General features: G+C 61.7%; 19 protein-coding genes. 6 read left to right on the top strand and 13 right to left on the bottom strand.

Annotated elements, in window-relative coordinates:
- Nucleotides 1–45: 45 nt before the first annotated feature.
- The 4 genes from V8P77_RS21545 to V8P77_RS21530 form a co-directional block, all read right to left on the bottom strand.
- The gene (locus tag V8P77_RS21545; protein WP_335914170.1) at nt 46–654 is read right to left on the bottom strand and encodes a YceI family protein; all 609 of its coding nucleotides are present in this window, start codon (nt 652–654) and stop codon (nt 46–48) included.
- A gap of 427 nt (nt 655–1,081) precedes the next feature.
- The gene (locus V8P77_RS21540; protein ID WP_335914169.1) at nt 1,082–3,391 is read right to left on the bottom strand and encodes a PAS domain-containing sensor histidine kinase; all 2,310 of its coding nucleotides are present in this window, start codon (nt 3,389–3,391) and stop codon (nt 1,082–1,084) included.
- Nucleotides 3,392–3,583: 192 nt separating this feature from the next.
- Entirely contained in the window at nt 3,584–6,232 is a 2,649-nt protein-coding gene (gene pepN / locus V8P77_RS21535) for an aminopeptidase N (protein ID WP_335914168.1), read from the bottom strand.
- Between the two features lie 188 nt (nt 6,233–6,420).
- Nucleotides 6,421–7,527: a methyl-accepting chemotaxis protein gene (locus V8P77_RS21530; protein ID WP_335914167.1), complete on the bottom strand. Its 1,107-nt coding sequence runs from the start codon at nt 7,525–7,527 to the stop codon at nt 6,421–6,423.
- A 345-nt stretch (nt 7,528–7,872) separates the two neighbouring features.
- Between V8P77_RS21530 and V8P77_RS21525 the strand changes: the two genes are divergently transcribed.
- Nucleotides 7,873–8,811 (top strand): DMT family transporter, encoded by a 939-nt coding sequence (locus V8P77_RS21525; RefSeq protein ID WP_335914166.1) that lies wholly within the window; start codon nt 7,873–7,875, stop codon nt 8,809–8,811.
- Nucleotides 8,812–9,056: 245 nt separating this feature from the next.
- The gene (locus tag V8P77_RS21520) at nt 9,057–9,929 is read left to right on the top strand and encodes a hypothetical protein (RefSeq protein WP_027665169.1); all 873 of its coding nucleotides are present in this window, start codon (nt 9,057–9,059) and stop codon (nt 9,927–9,929) included.
- 91 nt (nt 9,930–10,020) lie between these two features.
- On the opposite strand, the gene V8P77_RS21515 is transcribed toward V8P77_RS21520, so the two are convergent.
- From V8P77_RS21515 to V8P77_RS21490, 6 genes are all read right to left on the bottom strand, one after another.
- Entirely contained in the window at nt 10,021–10,179 is a 159-nt protein-coding gene (locus V8P77_RS21515) for a hypothetical protein (protein ID WP_164902133.1), read from the bottom strand.
- Nucleotides 10,180–10,275: 96 nt separating this feature from the next.
- Entirely contained in the window at nt 10,276–10,467 is a 192-nt protein-coding gene (locus V8P77_RS21510; protein WP_003546802.1) for a hypothetical protein, read from the bottom strand.
- A gap of 131 nt (nt 10,468–10,598) precedes the next feature.
- The gene (locus V8P77_RS21505) at nt 10,599–11,498 is read right to left on the bottom strand and encodes a uracil-DNA glycosylase (RefSeq protein ID WP_335914165.1); all 900 of its coding nucleotides are present in this window, start codon (nt 11,496–11,498) and stop codon (nt 10,599–10,601) included.
- A gap of 68 nt (nt 11,499–11,566) precedes the next feature.
- A complete protein-coding gene (locus V8P77_RS21500; RefSeq protein ID WP_077976075.1) occupies nt 11,567–12,859 on the bottom strand; it encodes an Hsp70 family protein in 1,293 nt (430 codons plus the stop codon).
- Nucleotides 12,860–13,050: 191 nt separating this feature from the next.
- Entirely contained in the window at nt 13,051–16,167 is a 3,117-nt protein-coding gene (locus V8P77_RS21495) for an efflux RND transporter permease subunit (protein ID WP_335914164.1), read from the bottom strand.
- Nucleotides 16,164–17,468, bottom strand: coding sequence for an efflux RND transporter periplasmic adaptor subunit (locus V8P77_RS21490; protein ID WP_335914163.1), 1,305 nt, complete (start codon nt 17,466–17,468; stop codon nt 16,164–16,166). Before V8P77_RS21490 ends, V8P77_RS21495 begins: the two co-directional genes overlap by 4 nt.
- Nucleotides 17,469–17,758: 290 nt before the next feature.
- Between V8P77_RS21490 and V8P77_RS21485 the strand changes: the two genes are divergently transcribed.
- Entirely contained in the window at nt 17,759–18,637 is an 879-nt protein-coding gene (locus V8P77_RS21485; protein ID WP_335914162.1) for a phosphotransferase family protein, read from the top strand.
- Between the two features lie 4 nt (nt 18,638–18,641).
- Here the strand turns inward: V8P77_RS21485 and V8P77_RS21480 are convergent, their stop codons facing one another.
- Entirely contained in the window at nt 18,642–19,430 is a 789-nt protein-coding gene (locus tag V8P77_RS21480; protein WP_335914161.1) for an SDR family oxidoreductase, read from the bottom strand.
- Between the two features lie 251 nt (nt 19,431–19,681).
- On the opposite strand from V8P77_RS21480, the gene V8P77_RS21475 reads away from it, so the two are divergent.
- Both V8P77_RS21475 and V8P77_RS21470 read left to right on the top strand, forming a co-directional pair.
- Complete coding sequence (locus V8P77_RS21475) at nt 19,682–21,346, top strand: electron transfer flavoprotein-ubiquinone oxidoreductase (protein WP_335914160.1); 1,665 nt, start codon at nt 19,682–19,684, stop codon at nt 21,344–21,346.
- Between the two features lie 135 nt (nt 21,347–21,481).
- Complete coding sequence (locus V8P77_RS21470) at nt 21,482–22,096, top strand: L,D-transpeptidase (RefSeq protein WP_335914159.1); 615 nt, start codon at nt 21,482–21,484, stop codon at nt 22,094–22,096.
- Between the two features lie 98 nt (nt 22,097–22,194).
- On the opposite strand, the gene V8P77_RS21465 is transcribed toward V8P77_RS21470, so the two are convergent.
- Nucleotides 22,195–23,100: a DMT family transporter gene (locus tag V8P77_RS21465; RefSeq protein WP_335914158.1), complete on the bottom strand. Its 906-nt coding sequence runs from the start codon at nt 23,098–23,100 to the stop codon at nt 22,195–22,197.
- A gap of 97 nt (nt 23,101–23,197) precedes the next feature.
- On the opposite strand from V8P77_RS21465, the gene V8P77_RS21460 reads away from it, so the two are divergent.
- Entirely contained in the window at nt 23,198–23,719 is a 522-nt protein-coding gene (locus V8P77_RS21460; protein ID WP_222409260.1) for an Lrp/AsnC family transcriptional regulator, read from the top strand.
- A gap of 23 nt (nt 23,720–23,742) precedes the next feature.
- Here V8P77_RS21460 and mgtE read toward each other — a convergent pair whose 3' ends face one another.
- Nucleotides 23,743–25,116 (bottom strand): magnesium transporter, encoded by a 1,374-nt coding sequence (gene mgtE, locus V8P77_RS21455; protein ID WP_335914157.1) that lies wholly within the window; start codon nt 25,114–25,116, stop codon nt 23,743–23,745.
- Nucleotides 25,117–25,353 lie beyond the last annotated feature (237 nt).

Genomic DNA, 25,353 nt, shown 5'->3' with positions numbered 1-25,353 from the left:
AGCCGGCGCAACCCGACGATGTCGGGCTGCGCCGGCAACGAACACCTACTGAGCGACGAACTCGGTTTCGATGGTCAGTTTGACGTCGTCGCTGACAGGACCGACCAAAGCGGCGACGCCGAAATCGGAGCGCTTGATCACGCCGGTTGCTGAAAAGCCGACGGTCGGCTTCTTGGACATCGGGTGCGGGTTGAGCGCTGCGTTCAGGGTAACGTCGAGCGTGACGGGCTTGGTGACGCCGTGGAACGTCAGGTCACCGGTGACGGTTCCGGTCTTGCCGTCCTTGACGTCGATGGCCGTGGAAACGAAAGTGATCTCGCTGAACTTGGCCGCATCAAAGAACATCTCACCGGCAATCTCTGCATCAAAGCTCTTGTCGCTTGCCGGATAGTTTGTACTGACAGAAGTCGGGTCGATGGTTGCCGTCAGTTTCGACTTCGTAACGTCCGCAGGGTCGAGCTCGAGCGTCCCGGAAATCTTGTCGAAGCGGCCGATATAGTTGGAAAGGCCGAAATGGACGACGCTCCACAGAACGTTGGTATGGGTCACATCCGCCCGGTAGGTGCCGGCAGGAACATCGATGGTCTGCGCATATGCAGTGGAGGACGCAAGTGCCAGGACACCGGCAACAAGGGCGGACTTAATGGAAAACATCGCTGATCCTTGAATTGTTTTGACAGCACATTGCGTGCAGCGTTTCCCTAGCGGGTGCTCAGCCTTCCCGAAACAGCGACGAACTGTTCGACATTTGTTGACAATCACTTGAAGTGCAATAAGCCTATGTTTTAAAAAGACAAATTCACGAGATCAAGGAGGAGCAATGAAAAGTGAGGACGGCGTGATCGCCGTTTTTGCGCTGCTTTTCTGAGAAGCGGTCCGCGTCAGCCGCTGGCCGGACTTCAAGCCTGATATGCCGGTCCGTCCTGCGGTCGTTGCGATCACCAAGGCCGGCGGCGGCAAGATTGCCGTCTGACGGCATCACTCAGCGTCGACCCGCAATGAAAGGCTGTGGCTGCCAGCTAGCTGTGAAAACCAGTTAGGGGCCGGGATGAGCGCATCATTCGGGCCCTTTGTCCGACACCTAAATATCGTCGGGAATGCGCAGCGAGATCACGGTGCCGACCGCTTCGCGTGAGCGGATCTTCATGCGGCCGCCATGCAGCGAGGTCAGGGAGCGGGAGATGGCGAGCCCGAGACCGGAACCGCCCTTGCTCTTGGCATATTGGCTCTGCACCTGCTCGAAGGGCTGGCCGATCTTCGACAGCGCCGAGCGTGGAATGCCGATGCCGGTGTCGGCGATGGTGACGACGACGGCGCCGTCGACGCGGCGGGTGCGCAGCGCGATGCGGCCGCCATTGTCGGTGAACTTCACCGCATTGGAGAGCAGGTTGAGCAGAACCTGTTTCATCGCCCGGCGGTCGGCCATCAGCGTCAGGCCGGAGCAGATGCGCTGTTCGATGACGATGTTCTTTTCAGCCGCGGGCATGGCGGTGAAGCGCAGGCTTTCCTCGATCAGCGGCACAAGATCGATGCGCTCGCAATGCAGCCTGACATGGCCGGCTTCGATCTTTGACATGTCGAGAATGTCGTTGATGACGTTGAGCAGATGTTTGCCGCTGTCATGGATATCGCGGGCATATTCGTCGTATTTCAGCGAGCCGAGCGGCCCGAACATCTGGTTCTGCAGGATTTCCGAGAAGCCTAGGATGGCGTTGAGCGGCGTCCGCAGCTCATGCGACATGTTGGCGAGGAATTCCGATTTCGCCTTGTTGGCGGCCTCGGCGCGTTCCTTCTCCGCCTGGTAGTTGGCGTTGGCCGTCGAAAGCTCGGATTTCTGGATCTCCAGCGTCTGGCGCGAGGCGGACAGATCGCCGATCGTCGCCATCAGCCGGCGCTCGGATTCGCGCAGCCGCTCCTGATGGCGTTTCATCAGCGTGATGTCGGTTCCGACCGAGACCCTGCCGCCGTCGCGGGTGCGCCGCTCGTTGATCTGCAGCCAGCGCTCGTCGGCAAGCTGCACCTCCGTCGTACGCGAATAGCCGGAGCCGTCGGCATCGGAAATCCGCCGTTCGATGACAGGCCGGGCGGCGGCGGCATTGACGGTCGAGCGCTCGGTGCCGGGCACGAGCACGCTGTCCGGCAGGCCATAGGCCTGCTGGAAATGCGTGTTGCACATGACGAGCCGATCGTTCTTGTCCCAGAGCACGAAGGCTTCCGAGGTGCATTCGATGGCGTCAGCCAGGCGTTGGTCGGCTTCTGCGTAGCGCTGGGCGAGCCGATGCTGTTCGGTCACGTCCATGGCGATGCCGATCAGGTGCATGCGGCCGGAATTGCTGCGGATCACCTGGGCACGTGCCCGCATCCAGACATAGTGGCCGCCGGCATGGCGCATGCGGAAGATCTGATCGACCTGGCCGGAAGCGCCCTTGCCGATGGCGCGCGCGATCTCGTAGAGCCCGCCGTCATCGGGATGCATCAGCCGGGCGGCCTCGCCGAAACCCATCGTCTTGTCGGAGCCCGGCAGGCCGAGCATGTCGTACATCGAGCGCGACCAGAAGAATTCGCGGTTCTCGAAATCGAAATCCCAGAGGCCGCAGCGGCCGCGCGACAGCGCCGTCTCGACGCGCAGGTTCGATTCCAGGAAGATGTCGTCGGCGTCGCGGGCGCGCTTTACCTGCGTGTAATAGGCATAGAGGATGACGAGCAGGATCGAGGAGATACCGGCAAACAGCGTGACGTTGAGCGCCAGTTCCTCGCGCCAGAGCCGATCGATTTCGTCGAGCGAGGTGGCAGCGACGATGTAACCGCCGGCATTGCCCATCAGCGTGATCTCGGCATAGTGGGGCACGCCGCCGATCGTCGTTTCGATGACGCCGGCGCGATCGCCGAACCGGCGGATCGCCGAGACCTCGGGGAAGAAATCGCCGACATTGCTGCCAACATGCGAAAGCCCGGCGGTGGTCGCGGCAAAAACCTTGCCGCTTGCCTGCACGAGCAGCACGAAAGCGCCGCTGCCCAGCCGGTCCTGCGGCAGGTATTTGGTAAGGCGCCCCTGCGCCCCGGTGATATCGCCGCTGTCGAAGATGTCGGCCGCATCGGCAAACACCGCAGAGGCGGTCGCTGCCGAAAGTGCGGTGGCATGGCGGGCCGAGGCTTCCAGACGTCCATATTCGCTCATCATGCCGAAGAAATGCGAGGCGGCGACGACGGAGAGGAAGGCGACGATCAGCGCCGGGATGGCCCGCTTCAAGACCAGCTCGGCCTTCGGCAGATAACGGAGAAGTGGTTCCGATGTCGCATGGCCCGAAAGGCTGTCGCGCCAGGCTTTCAGCCCGTCAAAATCGACACGCAGCCGTCCTCCGGCCACGGTTGCCCGCCGCACGTCCATCATCTCTTCGCCTTGTCCCTCGTGTGATTCGCGCGCCGCTCGCTCGAACCTGACCTAGAGAATCATGGGTGATTCGCCTTGTCCAGAGGCAAAGGTAAAAATCCGTTAACTATTTATAATCTCGGGTTTTTCCAGGTGATTCGAGGTGCTGGGCGACCGACCGCCGAATTTCTCCTGATGGCCGGTCGAATCAAATTACCCTTTAAGCGTGCGCTCGACGATATCGCGCACGTCGGTCGAAAGATCGGCGGCCCGCTCGATCTCGATCAGCGCCGAGCGGGCGTGATCGGCACGCACGGATTCGAGCGACCGCCAGGAGCGCATCGAGGTGAGGATGCGGGCGGCAAGCTGCGGGTTGCGCCCGTCGATATCGAGAATCTGATCCGCGAGGAAGCGATAGCCTTCGCCATCGGCGCGGCCGAATCCGGTCGGGTTGGCAAAGGCGAAGGTGCCGACCAGCGACCGCATCCGGTTCGGATTGGTGCGCTTGAAGAGCGGATCGTCCATCAGGGCGCGGACCCGTCCCAGGGTTTTTGCGCCCGGAATGCCGGCCTGGATCGCGAACCATTTGTCGATGACGAGCGCATTTTCCGCGAAGCGGTCACGGAAGGTGGCGAGCGCCTCGCTCGTCTCCGCGCTGTCGGGAAAACGATGGGCGAGGATGGTCAGCGCATGGCTGAGATCGGTCATGTTGTTGGCCGCATCGAAGGCGGCCTTGGCGCGGGTCGGCGTCTCTTCGGCATGCGAGAGGTAGGTGAGGGCGCTATTGCGCAGCGCCCGCAGGCCGGCGCTTTTCGCATCCGGATTGAAATCGCCCGATGTCGTCATCGCTGCGTAGAGGCCGGCAAAGACATCCTTTCCGGCATCGGCGATCTGTTTCAGGACCGCCTGCCGGCCGGCATGGATGGCATCGGGATCGTTGTTGCCGCCAAGTTCCCGGGCGATATCGGATTCGCTCGGCAGAGCCAGCGCCTGGGCACGGAAGGCAGGTTCGAGGCTCTCGCCGTCGGCGGCGGCAATCAGCGTCTCGACGAAGGTCGCCTCGCAGACCACAGGCTTGCCCTCGCGGGCGTCGCGTGCCGCTTTCAGCAGGTTCGGCAGCGCCAGGTCGGTCAATGCCTGCCAGCGGGCGAAATGATCAGTCTCATGGCGGGCGAGACGGGCAAGATCGGCCGGGCTCTGATCGAAATGCAGGTTGATCGGCGCCGAGAAGCTGCGGTTGATCGAAACGACCGGCCGCGAGCCAATGCCATGGAACACGGCCGTCTGCGTGCGGCCGGTGAGATGCAGCACCTCGCCGGTATATTCCGCGCCGTCGACCGAGGTCGGCTCGATCTTGCCGCCGTTTTCACCAAACAACGCGAGGCTGAGCGGAATATGCATCGGCTCCTTGCTCGGCTGGCCGGGCGTTGCCGGGATCATCTGTTCGAGCGACAGCGTGAAGCTGCCGGCCGCCGCATCATAGCTGCCCGATGCGGTGACGAGCGGCGTGCCGGCCTGATGGTACCAGAGCGAAAATTGCGTGAGGTCGCGTCCGCTTGCATCCTCGAAGCATTTGACGAAATCCTCGATCGTCACGGCTTCACCGTCATGGCGGTCGAAATAGAGGTCCATACCTTTCTTGAAGCCGTCCTTGCCGAGCAGCGTCGCGATCATCCGCGTGACTTCGCTGCCCTTTTCGTAGACGGTCGTCGTGTAGAAATTATTGATCTCGCGATATGTCGTCGGCCGCACCGGATGGGCGAGCGGGCCGCCATCCTCCGGGAACTGCTCCGATTTCAGGTGGCGCACTTCGGCGATGCGCTTGACGGCGCGTGAGCGCTGGTCGGAAGAGAATTCGTGGTCGCGATAGACCGTCAGGCCTTCCTTGAGGCACAGCTGGAACCAGTCGCGGCAGGTGATGCGGTTGCCGGTCCAGTTGTGGAAATATTCATGCGCGATGATCGTTTCGATATTGGCATAGTCGGCATCGGTCGCGGTTTCGGGATCGGCAAGGACGTATTTGTCGTTGAAGACGTTGAGGCCCTTGTTCTCCATCGCGCCCATGTTGAAATCGGAGACGGCGACGATCATGAAGATGTCGAGATCGTATTCACGTCCGAACCTCTCTTCGTCCCACCGCATCGAGCGTTTCAGCGCGTCCATGGCATAGGTTGCGCGCGGCTCATTGCCGTGTTCGACATAGATCTTCAGCACCACCTCGCGGCCGGACATGGTCGTGAACGTGTCTTCAACGACCCCGAGATCGCCGGCGACGAGCGCAAAAAGATAGCTCGGCTTCGGATGCGGATCGAACCAGGCGGCGAAATGTTTGCCGGGGCCGTAGCCGGCGCCGCCCAGGAAGTTGCCGTTCGACAAAAGCAGCGGGTTGGCGTCCTTGTCGGCGATGATGTTGACCGTGAACGGCGCAAGCACATCGGGCCGGTCGGGGAAATAGGTGATGCGGCGGAAACCTTCCGCCTCGCACTGCGTGCAGTAGATGCCGCCGGTGCGGTAAAGGCCCATCAGCTTGGTATTGGCCCCAGGGTTAATGACGGTGGTGATCGTCAGCTCGAAGGGTGCGCTCTCCGGCAGGTCGCGCACCGTCAGGCTTTCCGGTGTTGCGTCGTAACGCGAAGGGTCCAGTTCCACCTGGTCCAACAGCAGCCCCGACAGCGTCAGTTCGTCGCCGTCGAGAACGATCGGCGCTGCCGGATCGGTGCCCGGGCGACGATGAAAGATCAGACGTGCCTCGACCTTTGTCTCCGTCGGGTCGAGTTCGAAGGTCAGGTCCACACGTTCCAGCACGAAGTCGGTGGGACGGTAATCTGCCAGATGAATGACCTGGCCGGTATCTGTTCGCATGGTGTTTCCTGAAGACCGTTATTTGATAACCGCGGAATGCAGAGGCGGGCGCACTCTGCCATAAATTTTGCCGGGGATGATTACATTAAAGTCTGAACTAAAGTTAAAGCAAATTGCCCGCGAACACCAAGTTCGCGGGCAAAATATCTTATTGGAAACGGATGAACGCCGCTGGCTCGAGACAATATCTACTTCAGGTTGAGTGCGGCCTTGATCGTCGCGTCGTTTTCCGTCTGCTGCACGACGACGCCGTACCAGCCGAGGCCGTCGTAATCCTCGTAGCCGAGAGTGCGGGCGAAGGCGACGATCGAGCCGTTATTGTCGTAGTAGCTGCCTTTTGCCTTGCCGGATGGGTTGGCGAGCGCGAAATGGGAAAAGAGCAAGGCGGGATTGGTGGTGGCGATGACCCGGCTCTTGCCGTCGAGCAGCATGACCGTCGTTTTTTCCGCCAGTTGCGGTGGCAGGTTGGCCTCTTTCTCGACGATCGCCTGGCCCTGGTTCTGCCAGTCGAAATAGACGCCGAGCGTACCGATCAGCCGCCCGTCGAGCTTGCCCTCTTCGCGGATGCCTGTGGCATAAACGAGCGCATGCCTGGCGTCGTGGAGCGGGCTCGCTTTGACGTCGTCGACGATATAAGCGTCGCCGGAGGAGCAGGCCGACGCCGCGCGGAACCACGGATCGCCAGCAAGGCTCGTGCCTGCGATCTTGCGCTGGAACTTGGGATTGGCGGATGCGATCACCTTGCCCGAGAGATCGGTCATGACGAGATCGAGATAGACGGTGTAGAAGCGGTTGATGGCGTCGAGACGCTCCGCCGCAAAGGCAACGCTTTCCCGGCCCGGGTTCTGCAGCGCCTGCCAGAGCGCCGGGTCCGTCGCCCACCAGCGCACATCGGCCGTGCGCTCGAAGAGATTGCGGACGATGAGCTGCACCAGTGTCTGCGCCAGATCGGTGAGGCGAACGCCCTCCATCTCCTCGACCAGCGAGTCGGCCATGGCGCGGCTGAGGCCGATGCGGCCGAGCACGTTGCTCTCGAACCTGCCGGTGATGTCGGTCGCGATCTGCGCCAGCCGCTGCACCTCGTTGGCAACGACGGCAAAGCCCTTTCCGGTCTCGCCGGCCCTGGCCGCCTCGATCAGCGCATTGATCGCCAGCAGCTTGATCTGCTTGACGATATGGGTGTTGTCGGCGCTGAAGCGCTCGAGGTCGGTGCTGATGCCGTCGGTGACGACGCGCATGGAGCGCGGTGTCGCATTCTGCGACTGGGCAATGGTTTCGGCGCTAAGCGGCTTCATCAAATGAGATCCTGAAAGGAGCGGGCAATTGTTGTGCGGTGAAGAAAATTTCGAGATTAGCGATAAAAACGATGCTTGCCTATGGTTTTCAATTGGTTAACGGCCAGCCTCACGAGATGAACATTTTCGGGGTGAATGGCTCAAAACGAGAAATTTCAGAGCGGTGGAGCATAAGCAGCACGGTTGAGCCCCCGGCTGACGGCGATTCTGTGATTCTCCCATGTTGCTTGCGGTTTTTTCGCCAATCGGGCTTTTCTTTCGCTACGATGGGCGACGTCACCTGCTGCGTTCCCGAGTCGAACGCGTCTCCCCGTTCCGGTTAAGTCAGTATCAAGAGCCAGGATCATGCACTCGGTTCTCAGAAACCCGATGAGAGGCATTGCGCTAAAAGTCTCGTCGGTCGTGGTCTTCCTGGCCATGCAGACCTTCATCAAGCTGGCGGGCTCAGACATCCCGCCGGGGCAGGTCACCTTCTGCAGGTCGTTCTTCGCGCTTTTTCCGATCATGGCCTATCTGGCCTATAACAGGCAGTTGCGCGCCGCCTTCTACACCGCCAATCCAATCGGTCACCTGAAGCGCGGCACGATCGGCATCTTGTCGATGGCTTTCGGTTTCTACGGCCTGCTGCATCTGCCGCTGCCGGAGGCGATCGCGCTCGGCTATGCGCTGCCGCTCGTCGCCGTCATCTTCGCTGCCGTTTTTCTCGGCGAGACCGTACGCATCTATCGCTGGAGCGCCGTCCTGGCCGGCATCGTCGGCGTCGCCATCGTTTCCTGGCCGAAACTCACGCTGTTTCGCGACGGCGGCATGGAAGCAGAACAGGCCGTCGGCGCTCTCTCCGTGCTGCTCTCGGCCGTTCTCGGCGGCGTGGCGATGATCCAAGTGCGTCGCCTCGTCGAGGAAGAGAAGACGGCGACGATCGTGCTCTATTTCTCGATCACCGCCTCGGTCTTCTCGCTGGCTTCTCTTCCCTTCGGCTGGCTCATCCTGGCATGGTCGACGGCGCTCTATCTGATCGCCGCCGGCTTTTGCGGCGGCGTCGCGCAGATCCTGCTGACGGAAAGTTACCGCCATGCCGACGTCTCCACCATCGCGCCGTTCGAATATACGTCGATCCTGCTCGGCGGCATTGTCGCCTACTTCGTCTTCGGCGACGTGCCGAGTGTGACCATGCTGATCGGCACCGTCATCGTCGTCGCCGCCGGCATCTTCATCATCTATCGCGAGCATCAGCTGGGCATCGAGCAGAGAGAGGCGCGCAAGGCCACGACGCCGCAAGCCTGAGACCTGCAAGCGTATGTTTATCAAGGTTTTAACGCAGGGATTGCAGCGGCTTGAAAATTGCGCTCAAAGAGTGAAAAGAATGGTGAATTCTTGGGATATCCTCGGTCTGCGGAATATGATTGTTGAACATGAGAGAGTATCATTTATTCCAAGCTGTGCATGTCTGAATGGCCGCTGATGCCGGAGGATCTCTCGGTGTCATTGCTCCGAACGCTGGCCGGCGAGCGGGGGTGGAGAAAAGCATAATGGCATTCACAGCGGAGCAATTGGTGGGGAACTCTTCCTTTCTGATGAGCATTCGCTTTTTGGCTGGGCAGATGCGCGGCATGTTCGATGCCGGTCCGCGGCTGGCGCGACTGCTCGCCTCCCATCAACGCTGGCTTCTGACCCAGACTGCCTATGCCCTCCACCTGGAATATGATCCGCGCGACCCGACGTCGGGTTTCACTGCCGTTCGGCTGACCGGGCGCATCACCGCGCACAAGGTGGCGAGCCGCAACACCGTGCTCGCTTTCATCGAAGAACTCTATACCTACCGCTTCATAACCCACACGCCGGGCGACGAGCGGCGGCGGCCGCGTCATTTCGAACCGGCTGACGTCAGCCATCAGGGAATGTTTGCCTGGCTTTTCTCCAATCTCGGTGCGCTCGACCTGCTCGACGGCGGTCAAAGGGCCGCCTTTTTTCAAGCAAATCCATCACTGATGCGGCTCATTCAGCCGCGCATTGCCCGCCATTGCCTCGAAGATGCCGCCTGGCGCGAACCGCCGGAGCAGGTAGCGCTCTTCCTCTGGACGGAAGCCGGCGGCCTCGTCGTCGACAACTTCATCGCGCGGATGGCTATAGAAAGCAGCGAGCCGGATAGGCTGTCCGTCGGCCGTGTCGAAACCCGCGCGCTCGCGGCCGATTTCATGATGTCGCGCACCCATCTGCAGCGGTTGCTGGCAAAAGCGGCGCAACGCGGCTGCGTCGGCTGGCGTGACGAGCCGCGCAAGACGCACCTATGGATATCGCGGGATTTCGTCGAGGAATATTGCGCCTGGCAGGCGGTCAAGTTCGCCTATGTCGACGAAGCCTTCGAATGGGCGAAGGCCCAGATCGAGGAAATGGCCATCTGACCAGAGCGCTTCCAGCAAAAGTACGCAGCGGTTTTGCGTCCGGAATGCGTGAAAACAAAGAGATAGAGCATTTCCATGACTCGGAAATGTTCTAGAGAACGATCGCCGCTGTACCTGCGCCAATGCGGGATCCGGCATCGGCCGGCTTGACCGAAAGCTCGCGCTCATATTCCCGCGCGGCGCAGACCGCGACGCGGATGTGCTCGAAGGTTTCGATGTTGCGCAGAAGCGATATCAGGATCGTCGACATGTTGGGTACTCTTGACACGAAAGGGCAGGCGAAGCGCTTGCAGCGCCGCGCGTCTTTTCAGACGCACAAAGCACACAGCACACTTTGAGTCTCTGCTCAATATTGCTGGAAGTCCGAAAAGATGGCGTTCGGGCGCGCCGTACGGCTGTTGATGCCGGTGCCGCGGGCAATCATCTGTTCGTTCGTGGCAAAGCCGAAACGGCTGTAGCCTTGAGTGGAACGAACCTGGTCGCCGGCGAGGCGCAGGGTTTCAAACCCGCTATGGATAGGACGAAAACGCTTGTTCATGGCCTTGGTTCCTGTGATTCCTCCCAAGACACAGCTGATATTGCGATGCAGCATAGATTCCGCAATGCATCACGGCGGGATGCAGCCATGCGAAAAACGCATAGGCTGATTCACAAATTATTCAACTTTGGCTAATTTCTAAGCAAAGAGAGAGACTTAAGTTTCGCCTGAAAAGCCAGCAGGTCATTCCAGGCCAGCCGCTTGTTTACAGGTGCGGTTAACAGATCCTGCGGATGTAGGCTGGCTATGGCAGGAATGACACAGTCCGCAACGGCAATCTCCTTCCAGCGGCCGCGCAACCCGTGAATCGTATCGTTTTCGCCGAAGAAGAAGCGCGCCGAGAAATTGCCGAGCAGCAGGATCGCCTTGGGTTCGGCAAGCGCGATCTGCCGCTCGATGAAGGGTCGGCAGATGTCCATTTCCGCGGCCGAGGGCGCACGATTGCCAGGTGGTCGCCAGGGGATGACCTGCGTCAACAGAATGGCTGAGCGCGTCAGCCCGATCGCCCCCAGCATCTTGTCGAACAGCTGGCCGGATTTTCCTGAGAAGGGCATGCCCTCGCGATCGTCTTCGGCGCTTGGCGCCGAGCCGATCACCATGATCCCGCTTTCGGCATCGCCGCTGGCAAAGATGGTCGAGCGGGCGCTGTGCTTGAGGTTGCAGCCATTGAAGGCTTCGATCGCGGTCTTGAGCTCGACGAGCGATCGCGCGGTTTCGGCGACGAAGCGCGCCTGCTGCACCGCCTCGCCATCCGGGATTGCCGGTTGTGGGCCGGACGCTGCGCGTTCGGCAGGCGCTGGGCGTGCCGCTGCATTCGGGCGCACCGGTGCCTGACCTGGGGCAGGGCGCTCCCCGGCGGCGGGACGTTGCTGCTGCGCCTGTGCCGCCGGACGGCGGGCGGCCTTCATCGCCTCGAACTCGGCGAAGCGGTCGATCGCCTCTTCCTCCAGCAGCCATTCCACGCCGGCATCGGCATGGAAATGCAGAAGCGCTGCGAGCTCGGCGGAGGAAAGGTCGTTGGCGGAGATCATGCGGCAAGTTTAGCGGAGTGACAGAGGCATTGAAAGGGCGGGCGACAGATTGCCCGCTCTTGTCTGCTCTATTGCACAGTCCATTGCGCGATGTCGTCGCGTTCGCCGATCAGCGCCAGGCCATGGGCGATCGACAACAGCTCGCCGCCGCTTTCGATCCGGTCGCGCTCGAAGCGTTCGGTAAAGATGCGGCGCACCGCCGGCACGAAGGAGGTGCCGCCGGTCAGGAACACCTTGTCGATCTCCGATGGTTTCGTCTCGGTCTTGTCGAGCACGTCGTCGAGCGCGCCTTCGATGCGAGCGAGATCATCGGCGATCCAGCCTTCGAAGTCGCTGCGCTTGATGCTGCGATGTCCACTGCGGCCAAGCGGCGCGAAATCGAAAGGCGCCTCTTCTGCGGCCGAGAGCGCCATCTTCGTCGCCGACACCGCCTGATAGAGCGGGTAGCCCTCGTCATGATCGATCAGGTCGATGAAGATTTCGAGCTTTTCCGGTTCCAGGCTGGTGCGCACCAGCTTCTTCAGATCCTCGAATTCGCGCGTTGTCTTGAAGATCGACAGCTGGTTCCAGCGGCCGAAGCTGGAATAGTAGTTGGACGGCACTTCGAGGATCTTGTCGAAGCTTTTGAAATGGCTGCCCTTGCCGATTAGCGGCGCGACGATGTTGTCGATCATCCGGTAGTCGAAATGGTCGCCGGCGACGCCGACGCCGGAATGACCGATCGGCGTTGCCGTCAGCTTGCCGGCGACGGTCTCGAAGCGGATCAGCGAATAGTCGGTGGTGCCGCCGCCGAAATCGGCGACCAGCACGGTGGCGTCCTGCTTCAGGTTCTGCGCGAAGTAGAACGCGGCGGCGACCGGCTCGTAGACATAGTGGATTTCGGGAAAGCCGAAGCGCGACAACGCCGCGTTGTAGCGTTCGGTCGCCAGCGCCGGATCGGGGCTGGCGCCGGCAAAATGCACCGGCCGGCCGGTGACGATGCGACCGACATCCGAAGGCCAGTTGTCGCCGGCATAGTTGCGCAGGCGCCGCACGAAGATCTCCATCAGATCTTCGAAATTATGCCGCTTGGCGAAGATCAGCGTGCCCTGGAACAGCGCGCTCGCCGCAAAGGTCTTGATCGACTGCAGAAAGCGACATTCGCCGGGATTGTCGATGAATTGGCGGATCGCCGCATGGCCCGCCTCCACCTTCAGCGCCGAAGCGCCGAGCTGGGCATCCTTCATGAAGGAAAGCGCCGTGCGCATGCTGTCTGCCGTACCCTCCGTGCTCGTGAACGCCATCGAGCGCGTCGCCCCGCCATCCGCCATGGCGAGAACCGTATTCGTCGTGCCGAAGTCGAAACCCAGCGCCTGAGCCATGCCCGCACCTCTTCATGCCGATTGTTATTGGAGACGGAGCATCGCTCCGCGAAAGGGCATAAGCACGCCCCGGAATCAGGAGGGCGGGTGATGCCACAGGGGCGTGACACATTCAAGAGGATTGAAGGCTCCTATGCCGCGCAGAAATGCTGCGAGTCGCGAGGCTGATCGGCATCCCGCGGCCGACGCCCTCATTCGGCGGCCATCGCCCTTGCCTCTTCCAGCTCCGGCTCCTCGGCCTTCTTCTGGCCGATCAGGCGGCCGAGGAAGTTTCCGAAGCGGTCCATCTCGACGAAGATGACCGGGGTGATGAAGAGCGTCAGCATTTGCGACACGATCAGGCCACCGACGACGGCGATGCCGAGCGGCTGGCGCAGTTCCGAACTTGCGCCGGTGCCGAGCGCGATCGGCAGAGCCCCGAGCAGGGCGCAGAAGGTCGTCATCATGATCGGCCGGAAGCGCCGCACGCAGGCCTCGTGGATCGCCGCCGTCGCCTTTTCGCCGGTCGTGCGCATCGTCTCCACCGCCACGTCGATCATCATGATCGCGTTTTTCTTGACGATGCCGATCAGCATCAGCAGGCCGATAAGGGCGATGATCGAAAGGTCGAAGCCCATGATCTTCAAGGCAAGCAGCGCGCCGAAGGCCGCGGCCGGCAGCCCGGATAGAATGGTGAGCGGATGGATGAAGCTTTCATAGAGTACGCCGAGCACGACATAGATGGTCAGCACCGCCGCCAGGATCAGATAGGGCGTATTGCCCTGCGACTGCTGGAAGATCTCCGCCGTACCGCCATAGGAGGTGAAGACATCGGTCGGCACGCTGATCTCCTTCTTGATCTGGTCGATTGCCGCCGTCGCATCGCTGAGCGAGACGCCTTCCGGCAGGTTGAAGGAAACGGTGGTCGAGACGAGCTGACCCGTCTGGTTGATGGTCACAGGGCCGACAGTGCGCTCGACATGCGCGAAGTTCGAAAGCGGCACCAGGCTGCCATTGGCCGATGCGACTCGGATTTCCGAGAGCTTCTGGTCGTCCCACGGTTTGCTGGTGTCGTATTCGACGATGACGTCGTAGCTGTCGCCCGTCGACTGGATTTCCGCGGCTGCAAATCCGCTGAAGGATTCCTGCAGCGTCGTGCGCAGGGTATCGTTGTCGATCCCGTAGGCGGCCGCCCGCTCCGTATCGATGACGATATTGGCCTGCAGGGCATTGTTCTGGGCGTCCGACGTCACATCGGTGAACAGGCGATCCTTGCGCATCGCCGCCTGGATCTTGCCGGCCCAGAGGTTGGTCTGGTCGGCACTCAGCGCCTGCACCACCAGCTGATACTGGCTGGCGGTCTGGCGGCCGCCGAAGCGCAGGCTCTGGTTCGGCGTCACGAAGGCCTGAATGCCGGGAATCTTGTTGATCGCCGTGCGCAGCTCGCGCAGCGTCTGGTCAAGCGCCGGGCGCTGGTCCTTATCCTTGAGTTCGACGAACATCGAGCCGTTGTTCTGTGGCTTGTTGGGATTGCCGCCGATCGTCGACATCACGTGGTTGACCGCCGGGTTCGCCTTGACGGCGGCTGCCGCCTGCTGCTGCAGCGCCTCCATGGCCGAATAGGAAATGTCCTGCCGCGCCTGCGTGCTGATCGTCAGGCGGCCGATATCCTCCTGCGGAAAGAAGCTCGTCGGCAGCGTCATGAAGAAATAGATCGTCAGCGCCACCGAGCCGAGGAAAACGCCGAGGATTATGACGCGATGTTGGAGGCACCAGCCGACCGCCCTGTCATAGCCGCGCAGCGTCCGTTCGAAGCCGGCATCGAAGATGCGGATGATGAGCGGCGGGCGGCTCTGGTGGCTGGACAGACGCGAGGCGAGCATCGGAGTCACGGTCAGCGAGACGATTGCCGAAGAGATGATCGCAATCGCAACCACCATGCCGAATTCGTTGAACACCCGGCCGACAACGCCGCCCATCAGCAGGATCGGGATGAAGACCGCGATCAACGAAACCGACATGGAAATGATGGTGTAGCTGACTTCGCCCGCACCCTTGATCGCCGCTTCCCGCACCGGCATGCCTTCCTCGACATGGCGCAGGATGTTTTCGAGCATGACGATGGCATCATCCACCACGAGCCCCACCGCGAGCGTCAGCCCGAGCAGCGAGATGTTGTCGATGCTGTAGCCCAGCACATACATCATACCGAAGGTCGAGATCAGCGACAGCGGAACGGCAAGCCCGGGAATGATCGTTGCCGCGGCATGGCCGGTAAAGAGGTAGATGACCAGAACGACGAGCCCGATCGTCAGGAGCAGCGTGAACTTCACGTCGGCAATGGCATCGCGAATCGGCTTTGCGGCATCGTTCATGACGACCGTGTTGACCGAAGGCGGGATTTCCGCGTGAAGCTGCGGCAGCTTGGCGTTGATCGCATCGACGACATCGACCGTATTGGCATCAGGCTGGCGCTGGATGGCGAGGATGATGCCGCGCTGGCCGTCATACCAGCTGCCGGTATATTGGTTCTGGACGCTGTCCTGCACGTCGGCAATATCGCCAAGGTGGATCGGTGCACCGTTCGGATTGGCAATGACCAGCGAACGGAACTGCTCGGCGCTGGTGCGCTGCGTATTCGCGGTGATGGTCATGCTCTGCGAATTGTTCTGCAGTGTTCCCACAGGCTGCTGGCTGTTGGCGGCAGCAAGCGCCTTGTTGACGGTGTCGATGCCGATGCCGCGGGTGAGCAGCTTGTTGGGATCGACCTCGACGCGCACGGCATAGGTCTGCGCACCATAGACGCTGACCTGGGCAACGCCGGGAAGCGTTGAAAGCGACGGCGAGATGATGTTCTCGGCGATGTCGTCAAGCTTGCTGCGCGGCATGGTGTTGCTCTGCACGGAGAGCAGCATCACAGGCGCATCGGCCGGGTTGGTCTTGCGGTAGCTCGGCGGTGTCGTCAGATTGTCGGGCAGCTGCCGGGTCGCATGCGAGATCGCCGCCTGCACGTCGGCAGCGGCCGCGTCGATGTCGCGGTTGAGGTCGAATTGCAGCACGATGCTGGTGCTGCCGAGCGAACTCGAGGCGCTGATTTCGCTGATCCCGGGAATGGTTTCGAACTCCTTGATCAGCGGCGTAGCAACCGAGGTCGCCATCGTCTGCGGCGAAGCGCCGCTCAATTGCGCCGAAACGTTGATCGTCGGAAAATCGACCTGCGGCAGGGCGGCGACCGGCACGAGCCTATAGCCGGCAAGACCGGCCAGAATGACGCCGATGGCAAGCAGCGTCGTCGCGACGGGGCGCTGGATACAGAAATTCGGGATCATTGCTGCGCTCCCACCGCGATCGTCTCGGACGGCTGCTGTTGCCGAGGCGCTTCGGCCGAGGCGACATCAAGCGCCTTTTCGTCGAACTGCTCGTTGATCGCCTGCTGGTCGCTGAGCTGGCCCTGTCCCTCGACGACAACATGGTCGCCCTCCGAAAGGCCCGAGGCGATGGCGGTGAAGCCGCCGTTGGCGCGGGCAACGGTGACGGCCGTCAGATGCGATTTGCCATCCTTGGCGACGAAGGCGAAGAAACCCTCCGGGCCTGGGCTGACGGCGACCGTCGGCACGACCACCTGCTGTTCATCATTGTTGAAATGCACGACGATATTGACCGACTGGCCGGGCCAGAGCGCGCCGGAGGCATTCTCGAATTTCGCCTTGGCGAGGATCGTGCCCGAGGCCGTGTCGACTGTGTTGTCGTAGAAGCTGATCTCGCCCTTTCGGACTTGCCCCTTGCTGGAATTCGGAGCGGTGCTGACCTCGACCGGACCGCTCGCCAGAGCGTTCTTCAGCTCCCGCAAATAGCGTTCCTGCAGGTGGAACTTCACGTAGATAGGGTCGTATTTCGCAATGGTGACGATTGCCGCGCCGGCACTGAGGAACGCGCCCTTGCTGACGGCGATATCGCCAAGCCGGCCATCGAAGGGAGCACGGATGTCGGTGTGCTCGAGCAGGATCTGGTCGGAGGCCAGCGACGCCTTGTCGGCATCGACCGTGGCTGCGGCGGTATCGCGGGCGGCGACCGCCTGGTCGAGGCTCTGCTGGGTGCCGGCCTTCTGGTTGAAGAGGTCCTGCGCACGTGTCAATGCGGTCTCGGCTTCCGAAAGGGTTGCCGTATCGCGCACGATCATCGCATTGTCCTTGTCGACGGTTGCCTTGGCCGTCCGGTCGTCCAGCTTGGCGATCAGCTCGCCGGCTTTGACGGTCGCCCCGTCCTGCGCATCGATGCTGACGATCAGGCCCTGTTCCTGTGCGGCAATGGTCGTATTGTCATCGGCATCGGCCCAGCCGGTCGCCGTCACATCCATCGGCAGCGTTGTTTTCACGGCTGCGACTGTTTTGACGACGGTCGGGCCGCCGCCCCGCCTGCGCCCGCCGCCCTGATGTTGCCCCCCATCCTGACTGGCTCCCTGACTTTGATCGACCTGCGCCTGCTGCCCGCCGCCATTGCCGCCGGCCGGCTGCTTGATGAACTGCGAGAGGTAGGGAATTCGGGAGGCATAAGGGACCAGATTCCCGAATTGCCAGACGCCGATGGCGGCAATTGCGATAAAGCTGACGGTGATCCAAAATTTCTTCATGGGCGGGAACCGGTCTTGAGCAAGGTTGCAAACTTTATGCTCTGATTGAGCTGCTTATATTGCGGCGCAAAAAGGACATAATTCCCGGTATGCGATCACTAAGTGGTTATAATGGCTTAAAATTTTGTAATGAATATTCCGTAATATTCAAATTATACTAATATAGAACCAGTGTAGTCCGATGCCGTCCGACGCCGGCGGCGAGGGTGGTTCGCCAGGTGACGATGCCGACCCCTATTGCCGTCCATCGCGCGGGAAGAACACGGAAAAACGAGAGAAGGCAGGTCGTTATGACTGAGTTGGATGCCAGCGAATTTCGTTCTCTGATCGTAAGCGTATTTCCTGAACTCACGGCCTCCGTCTTCAAGCTGGCGGCGAAGGGCTGGGATTCGCTTGCCGTCGACGTCGATGACACGCTGATCTTCAAGTTTCCCCGCCATTCAAGTGCGGAAAGAGCGCTTGTGAAGGAAGCCGCCTTGCTCGACATCGTTCGGCCGTCGCTGTCGATGGCAGTTCCCGACATGCGCATTCACGACGGGCCTCCGATCTTCTCCAGCCATGCCAAGCTCGACGGCGAACATCTCATTACCGAAGATTACGATGCGCTTGGCGAAGGCAATCGTCAGCGCCTCGCCGATGATCTCGCGCGTTTTTACGCCGAGCTGCATGCGCTCGATGCCGATCGCATACGGTCGGCGGGTGCCGGAGCGATCCAGCCATGGCAATCGCCTGAGGCCGTGCGAACCAAGGCTTTGCCGCTGCTGCCGCCTGACATCGCGAGCTTCGCGCAGGCCATGATCGCGGATTTCGAGGCCTTGCCGCCAGATCCGTACGGCAACATCTACGGCTTCTTCGACGGTCATGGCTGGAACATGGCCTTCGACCATGCGCAAAGGAGGCTGAACGGCATTTACGATTTCGCCGATTCCGGCTTTGGCCCGCTGCACCAGGAATTCATCTACTCGAACTTCATCTCGCCCGATCTGACCGCCCGCATCATATCGGCCTATGAAATGCTGACCGGACGCAGGCTCGACCGGCGGCGCATTGCAATCCTGACCGGTTTCCATCGTCTGTCCGAGCTCGCCGAACTTGCGGACGATCCGGCTAACGTCGAACAGATGATCCGAAGTGTGGCGACATGGGCGACGGCGGCCCGCGTCGGCTAAGCCGTCAGACGGATCGTGCCGCGCCGCCGTCGCAGCGGATGAGCGAGCCGGTGATATAGCTTGCCGGTTGGCTGCACAGGAAGGCAGCCGTTGCGGCGAATTCCTCTACTTTGCCGTAGCGGCCGACCGGAATGCGCGCTTCCTTGTCGGTGCGGATCTCCTCGAGGCTCTTGCCGGTCCGCTTTGCCGCAGCTCCATCGAGATCGTCGAGCCGTGCCGTCAGGATACTGCCCGGCAAGAGCAGGTTGGTGGTGACGCCGAAGCCCGCCACTTCCGAGGCAAGCGTCTTGCTCCAGCCGGCAAGGGCCGGGCGCAGCGTATTCGACAGCGCCAGATTGGCGATTGGTTCGATCACGCCGGATGAGGCGACCGTCAGGATGCGGCCCCAGCCCTGCGCCTTCATGCCGGGCAGCAGCGCATTGGTGAGCGTGATCACGCGAGCGACCATGGAGAGGAAGTAGCTTTCGAGCTTTTCGCCCGTCATGTCTTCCGTCGTGCCGGGCGTCGGTCCGCCGGTATTGTTGACGAGGATATCGAGCCCACCGAACTTTTCCTTCACCGCCGTTGTCGTCATCTCGACGAAGCGTTCGTCCCCGAGGTCGGCCCAGATCCAGTCGCCCCGGCCTTTACCTTCGCCATTGATCGCCTTGCAATTGGCCTCCAGCTGTTCGCCGCTGCGCCCGCAGAGCAGCACGTTTGCGCCCTCCCGCGCCAGTGCCACGGCGATGCCGAGGCCAAGGCCGCGCGAGGAGGCGAGGACGAGTGCCCGTTTGCCCTTGATGCCGAGATCCATGATTGTCCTCCGATAGCTTTGAGCGATGTATAAGGCGCAAGCGGCGGAAAAGGAAAGGGCATGTAACCGGTTCGGCAGTGTTTGATAATTGACGTTAACGTAAGCGTTATGTAATTCTTTTCCACGAGGCCTCATCATTGTGCGAATTGGAAGATTGGCTGTCGTATCCCGGCTCGACAATGCTTTCTCGTTTTGACAAGAAAGTGCCATGACGGGATGACGGCCGCGTGCCGCCAAGCGGAGACGAGTGAATGACCGAGACGACTGAGCTGCCCGAACGCGAGAGCATGGAATTCGACGTTGTGATCGTCGGCGCCGGTCCGGCTGGTCTGTCGGCGGCGATCCGGCTGAAGCAGGTCAATCCGGAACTGTCGGTCGTCGTGCTGGAGAAGGGCGCGGAAGTCGGCGCGCATATCCTCTCGGGCGCCGTGGTCGATCCGGTCGGCATCGACCGGCTGCTGCCCGGCTGGCGCGACGAGGCCGATCATCCGTTCAAGACCAGGGTCACGGCCGATCACTTCCTGCTGCTCGGCCCCGCCGGCTCTGTTCGCCTGCCGAACTTCCTGATGCCGCCATTGATGAACAATCACGGCAACTACATCGTCTCGCTCGGAAACGTCTGTCGCTGGCTGGCGACCAAGGCCGAAGAACTCGGTGTCGAGATCTATCCGGGTTTTGCCGCAACCGAAGTGCTCTACAATGACGAAGGTGCGGTCGTCGGTGTCGCCACCGGCGACATGGGTATCGAGAAGAACGGCGAACCCGGCCCGAACTATACCCGCGGCATGGAACTGCTCGGCAAATACGTGCTGATCGGTGAGGGTGTGCGTGGCTCGCTCGCCAAGCAGCTGATCGCCAAGTTCGATCTGCAAAAAGACCGCGAACCGCAGAAATTCGGCATCGGCCTCAAGGAACTCTGGCAGGTCAAACCGGAAAACCACAGGCCGGGCCTGGTACAGCACTCCTTCGGCTGGCCGCTCGGCATGAAGACCGGCGGCGGCTCGTTCCTCTATCACCTGGAAGACAATCTGGTTGCCGTCGGCTTCGTCGTCCACCTCAATTACAAGAACCCCTATCTCTATCCCTTCGAGGAATTCCAGCGCTTCAAGACCCATCCGGCCATCCGCACCACCTTCGAGGGCGGCAAGCGCCTGTCCTATGGGGCGCGTGCCATCACCGAGGGCGGCTACCAGTCGGTGCCGAAGCTTTCCTTCCCCGGCGGGGCGCTGATCGGCTGTTCGGCCGGTCTCGTCAACGTGCCGCGCATCAAGGGCAGCCACAATGCGGTGCTGTCGGGCATGCTGGCGGCCGAGAAGATCGCCGCCGCGATCGAAACCGGCCGCAGCCATGACGAGGTGGCCGAGATCGAGAATGAATGGCGCAAGGGCGACATCGGCAAGGATTTGAAGCGGGTGCGCAACGTCAAGCCGCTCTGGTCGAAGCTGGGCACGGGGCTGGGCGTTACCCTTGGCGGTCTCGACATGTGGACGAACCAGCTCTTCGGCTTCTCGGTCTTCGGCACGCTGAAGCATGGCAAGACGGATGCTGAGAGCCTGGAGCCGGCGTCGCAGCACAAGCCGATCGCCTATCCGAAGCCGGATGGCGTCCTGACCTTCGACCGGCTCTCCTCGGTGTTCCTGTCGAACACCAATCACGAGGAGGACCAGCCGGTGCATCTGCAGGTCAAGGACATGGCGCTGCAGAAGCGTTCCGAGCACGATATCTATGCCGGCCCGTCGACGCGTTACTGTCCGGCCGGCGTCTACGAATGGGTGGAGAAGGACGGCGAAGAGGTCTTCGTCATCAATGCCCAGAACTGCGTGCACTGCAAGACCTGCGACATCAAGGATCCCAACCAGAACATCAACTGGGTGCCGCCGCAGGGCGGCGAGGGGCCGGTCTATCCGAATATGTGATGCGGATTATCCCCACCGCGACAATTCTTGCGTGCTGACGCCTTCGTGACCGCCTTCTGCCGGAGGCTGTTAGCCGTTCGTTAACCATAATTTCCTTAGCTTGCGACATCAAGTTGACGCACTAAGGACACATTCATGACGATCTCCCGCCGGGGCTTTCTGATCGCTCTGCCGCTTTTCGTGGCCGGCTGCTCTTCGACCGGTCTGAACAGCCAGACGAATTATGCCGCACTTCCGGATGAAAAATTCCCGTTGAAGCAGGTGCCGATCGACAAGATCAAGCCGGAGCTCCGCCGCCAAGAAGTGGCCTACGAAACCACGCATGCCGCCGGCACCGTGATCGTCGACACACCCGCCCGCCGCGCCTATTACGTTCTCGGCGGCGGCAGGGCGATGCGTTATGGCGTCGGTGTCGGCCGCGAGGGGCTGGCCTTTGCCGGCAACGCCTATATCGGCCGCAAGTCGGAGTGGCCGAGCTGGACACCCACCGAAAACATGCAGCGCCGCGAAGAGCGCTATCGCAAGCTCGCCGGCGGCATGCCGGGCGGCCCGAACAACCCGCTCGGTGCGCGGGCGATGTATCTTTACCGCGGCGGCGGCGACACGCATTTCCGCATTCATGGCACCAACCAGCCGCAATCGATCGGTCTTGCCATGTCGAGCGGCTGTATCCGCATGATGAACCACGACGTGATCGACCTCTATAGCCGCGTCGAAGTCGGCGCCAGGGTCGTCGTCATCCAGGCCTGAGGTGGCCGCCCCAAGCTGGGTAACGATGCCCTCTCCATTGAAAAGGCCGCCGCAGCGATGGCTGCAGGCGGCTTTCCATCTGCTGCTGCTGTTGGATTTCAGCGGCGCGGCGTGGCGATACCTGTCGAAAGCGCCACGCCGATGCCGGTGATCACGGCGGCGCTGATTTCCGTCATGCCGATCGCTTCGCCAAGCAGCAAGCCGCCGCCGAGCGTCGCGAGCACCGGCGTCAGCGCCGTAAAGGCGGCGGCCTGTGTTCCGCCGAGTGTTCTGACGGCGGTGCCGTAGGCGACCATGGCGACCAGGCCGGAAAGAACGCCTTGGCTCAGCACCTGCAGGCCGATCTCCGGGAGAGTAGCCTGTGGCAGCGAGGCGCCGAAGATGAGGGCAAGCGCACCCATGATCAGGAAGGACCAGACGGCGATCAGGGCGCTTGCCTCTACGGCGGTCAGACCGGAACGGCGGAAGGCATGCGTGTAGCTTGCCCAGAGCATAGCGCCGGCCGGCAGCAGCACGAAGCTCGTCCATGGCAGCGAGGCGTCGGCAAGGCTGCGTGTGAGCAGGATCAGCACGCCGGCGACGATCGCAACGAGCCCGGCGATGCGGGTGCCGTCAGGTCTTTCGCGAAACAGCACAATGCCGATCAGCGCCGCGGCGAGCGGCATCGAGCCGCCAAGCAGAATCCCCGAAGAGGCGGCCGGCGTGGAGTGGATTGCCAGCGTCGTCAGCAGGAAGAAGACGGCGCCGGAACCGGACACCATGATCGCCAGCAGGTGAAGCGGCAGGGCCTTCGGCAGCAGCCCCGTCTTCAGCCAGACGGGCGAAAGCACCAGCGCCGGAATTCCGAAGCGGATCAGCCCAATATCGATCGAGCCGAGCGGCGTTGCGGCGCTGTGGCGGGTGACGAGAAACCATGTCGCCCAGATCAGCACGGTAATAGTGCCGCCCGCATAACCCAGCACCTGCGACGGCGACTTGTCGTTTGTAAATGCAATGGTGGTCATCGTCTCAATCCTTTCTTCCATCCGGAGCTTGTCCGGTTGAAGAAAAGATTAGCGCCACAGGCCGAGGCATGTCCTTGCTATCTATGGCTCTTAAATGATGCTATGCGCAATCTTCTGCCAATTAGTGCCAACTGGGATCGCAGAAATGCCAAATCTCGATAAATTCGATATCGCCATCCTGAAGTGCCTGCAGGAGGATGCGCGCGCCACCAATGTCGAGATCGCCGAGAAGGTGAACCTTTCGCCGTCGCCCTGCCTGCGCCGCATCCGCAATCTCGAACGGTCCGGCATCATCCGTGGTTACACCGCGGATATCGACCGCAAGGAGGTTGGTCTCGGCCTCACCGTCTTCGTCGAATTCAAGGTCGTCCATCACAGCCGCGAGAATTCCGAGGCGCAGCAGAAGGCGCTGCTTGCGATCCCCGAGATCGTCTCCTGCTTCCTGATTTCGGGTACCGCCGATTTCCTCGCCGAAGTGGTGGTGGAAGATCTCGCCGCCTATGAACGGCTTCTGACCGAAACGCTGTTGACCCTGCCGAATGTCAGCGACATCCGCTCGAACTTCGCCATCCGCAGCATCAAGACGCACGGGCCGTTGAAGTTGCCCGAGGGAAAATAATTCCCCTCGGGCCTGCTTGCGGGTTAGAGCAGCGTCCCGCTGAGGATGAGCAGCGCCACCGAGAAGTAGATGACGAGCCCGGTGACGTCGACCAGCGTGGCGACGAAGGGGGCCGAGGCGCTGGCCGGATCGAGCCGGAGCTTCTGCAGCACGAAGGGCAGCATCGAACCGCAGATCGAACCGAAGGTGACGATCCCGATCAGGGCGGCAAACACCGTGACGGCGACCATCTGCCAGTGCGGGCCGTAATCGTAGAGCCCGGCCGACTGCCAGAAGACGATGCGGATGAAGCCGACGAGGCCGAGGATCGCGCCGAGCACGATGCCGGTCGGCAGTTCGCGCAAAAGCACCTTCCACCAGTCCGAAAGCTTCAGCTCGCCGAGCGCCAGCGCCCGGATGATCAGCGACGTCGCCTGCGAACCGGAATTGCCGCCCGAGCTCATGATCAGCGGGATGAACAGCGTCAGCACCACGGCCTTTTCCAGCTCGCCTTCGAAATGCTGCATGGCGCTTGCCGTCAGCATCTCGCCGAGGAACAGGGCTGCGAGCCAGCCGGCGCGCTTGCGGATCATGCCGGCGAAGCTGATCTTCATGTAGGGCTGGCCGAGCGCCTCCATGCCGCCGAACCTCTGGGCCGCTTCCGTCGTGTCTGAGATCATCGTGTCGATCACGTCGTCGACGGTGACGATGCCGAGTATCTGCCCCTGTTCGTCGGTGACGGGCAGGGCGAGCAGGTCGTGCTTACGGATCAGCCGGGCGACATCCTCCTGCTTCATCAGCGGATCGGCCGAAACCGGCACGCCCTTCTGTGCCACCGAGAGGATCGAAGCCTCCGGCTCGCCGGTGATGAGGCGACGCAGCGTCACCACATGCAGCAGCGCATGGCTGACCTCGTCCAGCACATAGATGGCGTAGACGGTCTCGCGCGAGCGTTCGACCTGGCGCACATGGTCGAGTGTGCGGGCGACGGTCCAGCTGTCAGGCACGCTGACGAACTCCGTCGTCATGATCCCGCCGGCCGTGCGCGGCGGATAGCCCATCAGGTGCTGGATGGCGATGCGCACCGGTTCGTCGAGGCTGGAGAACAGCCGGGAGCGGGTCTCGCCGTCGAGTTCGAGCAGCACGTCGGCGACGCGGTCGTTCGACATGCCGTGCAGCAGCCGTGCGGCGTCCTCGGCGCTGATCAGCGCAAGAATCTGTGTGGCGTTGCGAAGCTCCGGCCGGTCGAGAATGTTGACCGCATAGTCGAGCGGCATGCCGGTCAGCACCCGCCCGGCGTCCTGGACGCTCAGCGCATTCAACGCTTCGACGCGTTCGGCGATCGTTGCGCCGCGGCTGTTGTTGATGAAGGCACGGGCGGCATGGCCTGCCCGAAGAGGGAAGCGATTGATATTCATTTGAGGCTCGCCTTTCCGTCGATCCGCCGTAGCGTCCGATCGGGCGAGCCGACAGGAGTCGGTCAGCGCACGAGGGCCGCGTACGGCAAAGGCAATCGACTGCTACTGTCGCTTGGCATCGTTATGATGGCTCCGTTGAAATCCGTGGCTGACGAGCGTCATCCACGTGAATGCTACGTGGTCCCGGACGCGGAAAAAATCAAGCGGGATAAATGCTTAACGCCAGAATGCCGCACC

This window comes from Rhizobium aouanii, assembly GCF_037002925.1.
Taxonomy (GTDB): domain Bacteria; phylum Pseudomonadota; class Alphaproteobacteria; order Rhizobiales; family Rhizobiaceae; genus Rhizobium; species Rhizobium aouanii.
The sequence above is the reverse complement of the archived record's forward strand: the minus strand, read 5'-3'. Positions and strand labels throughout refer to the sequence as shown.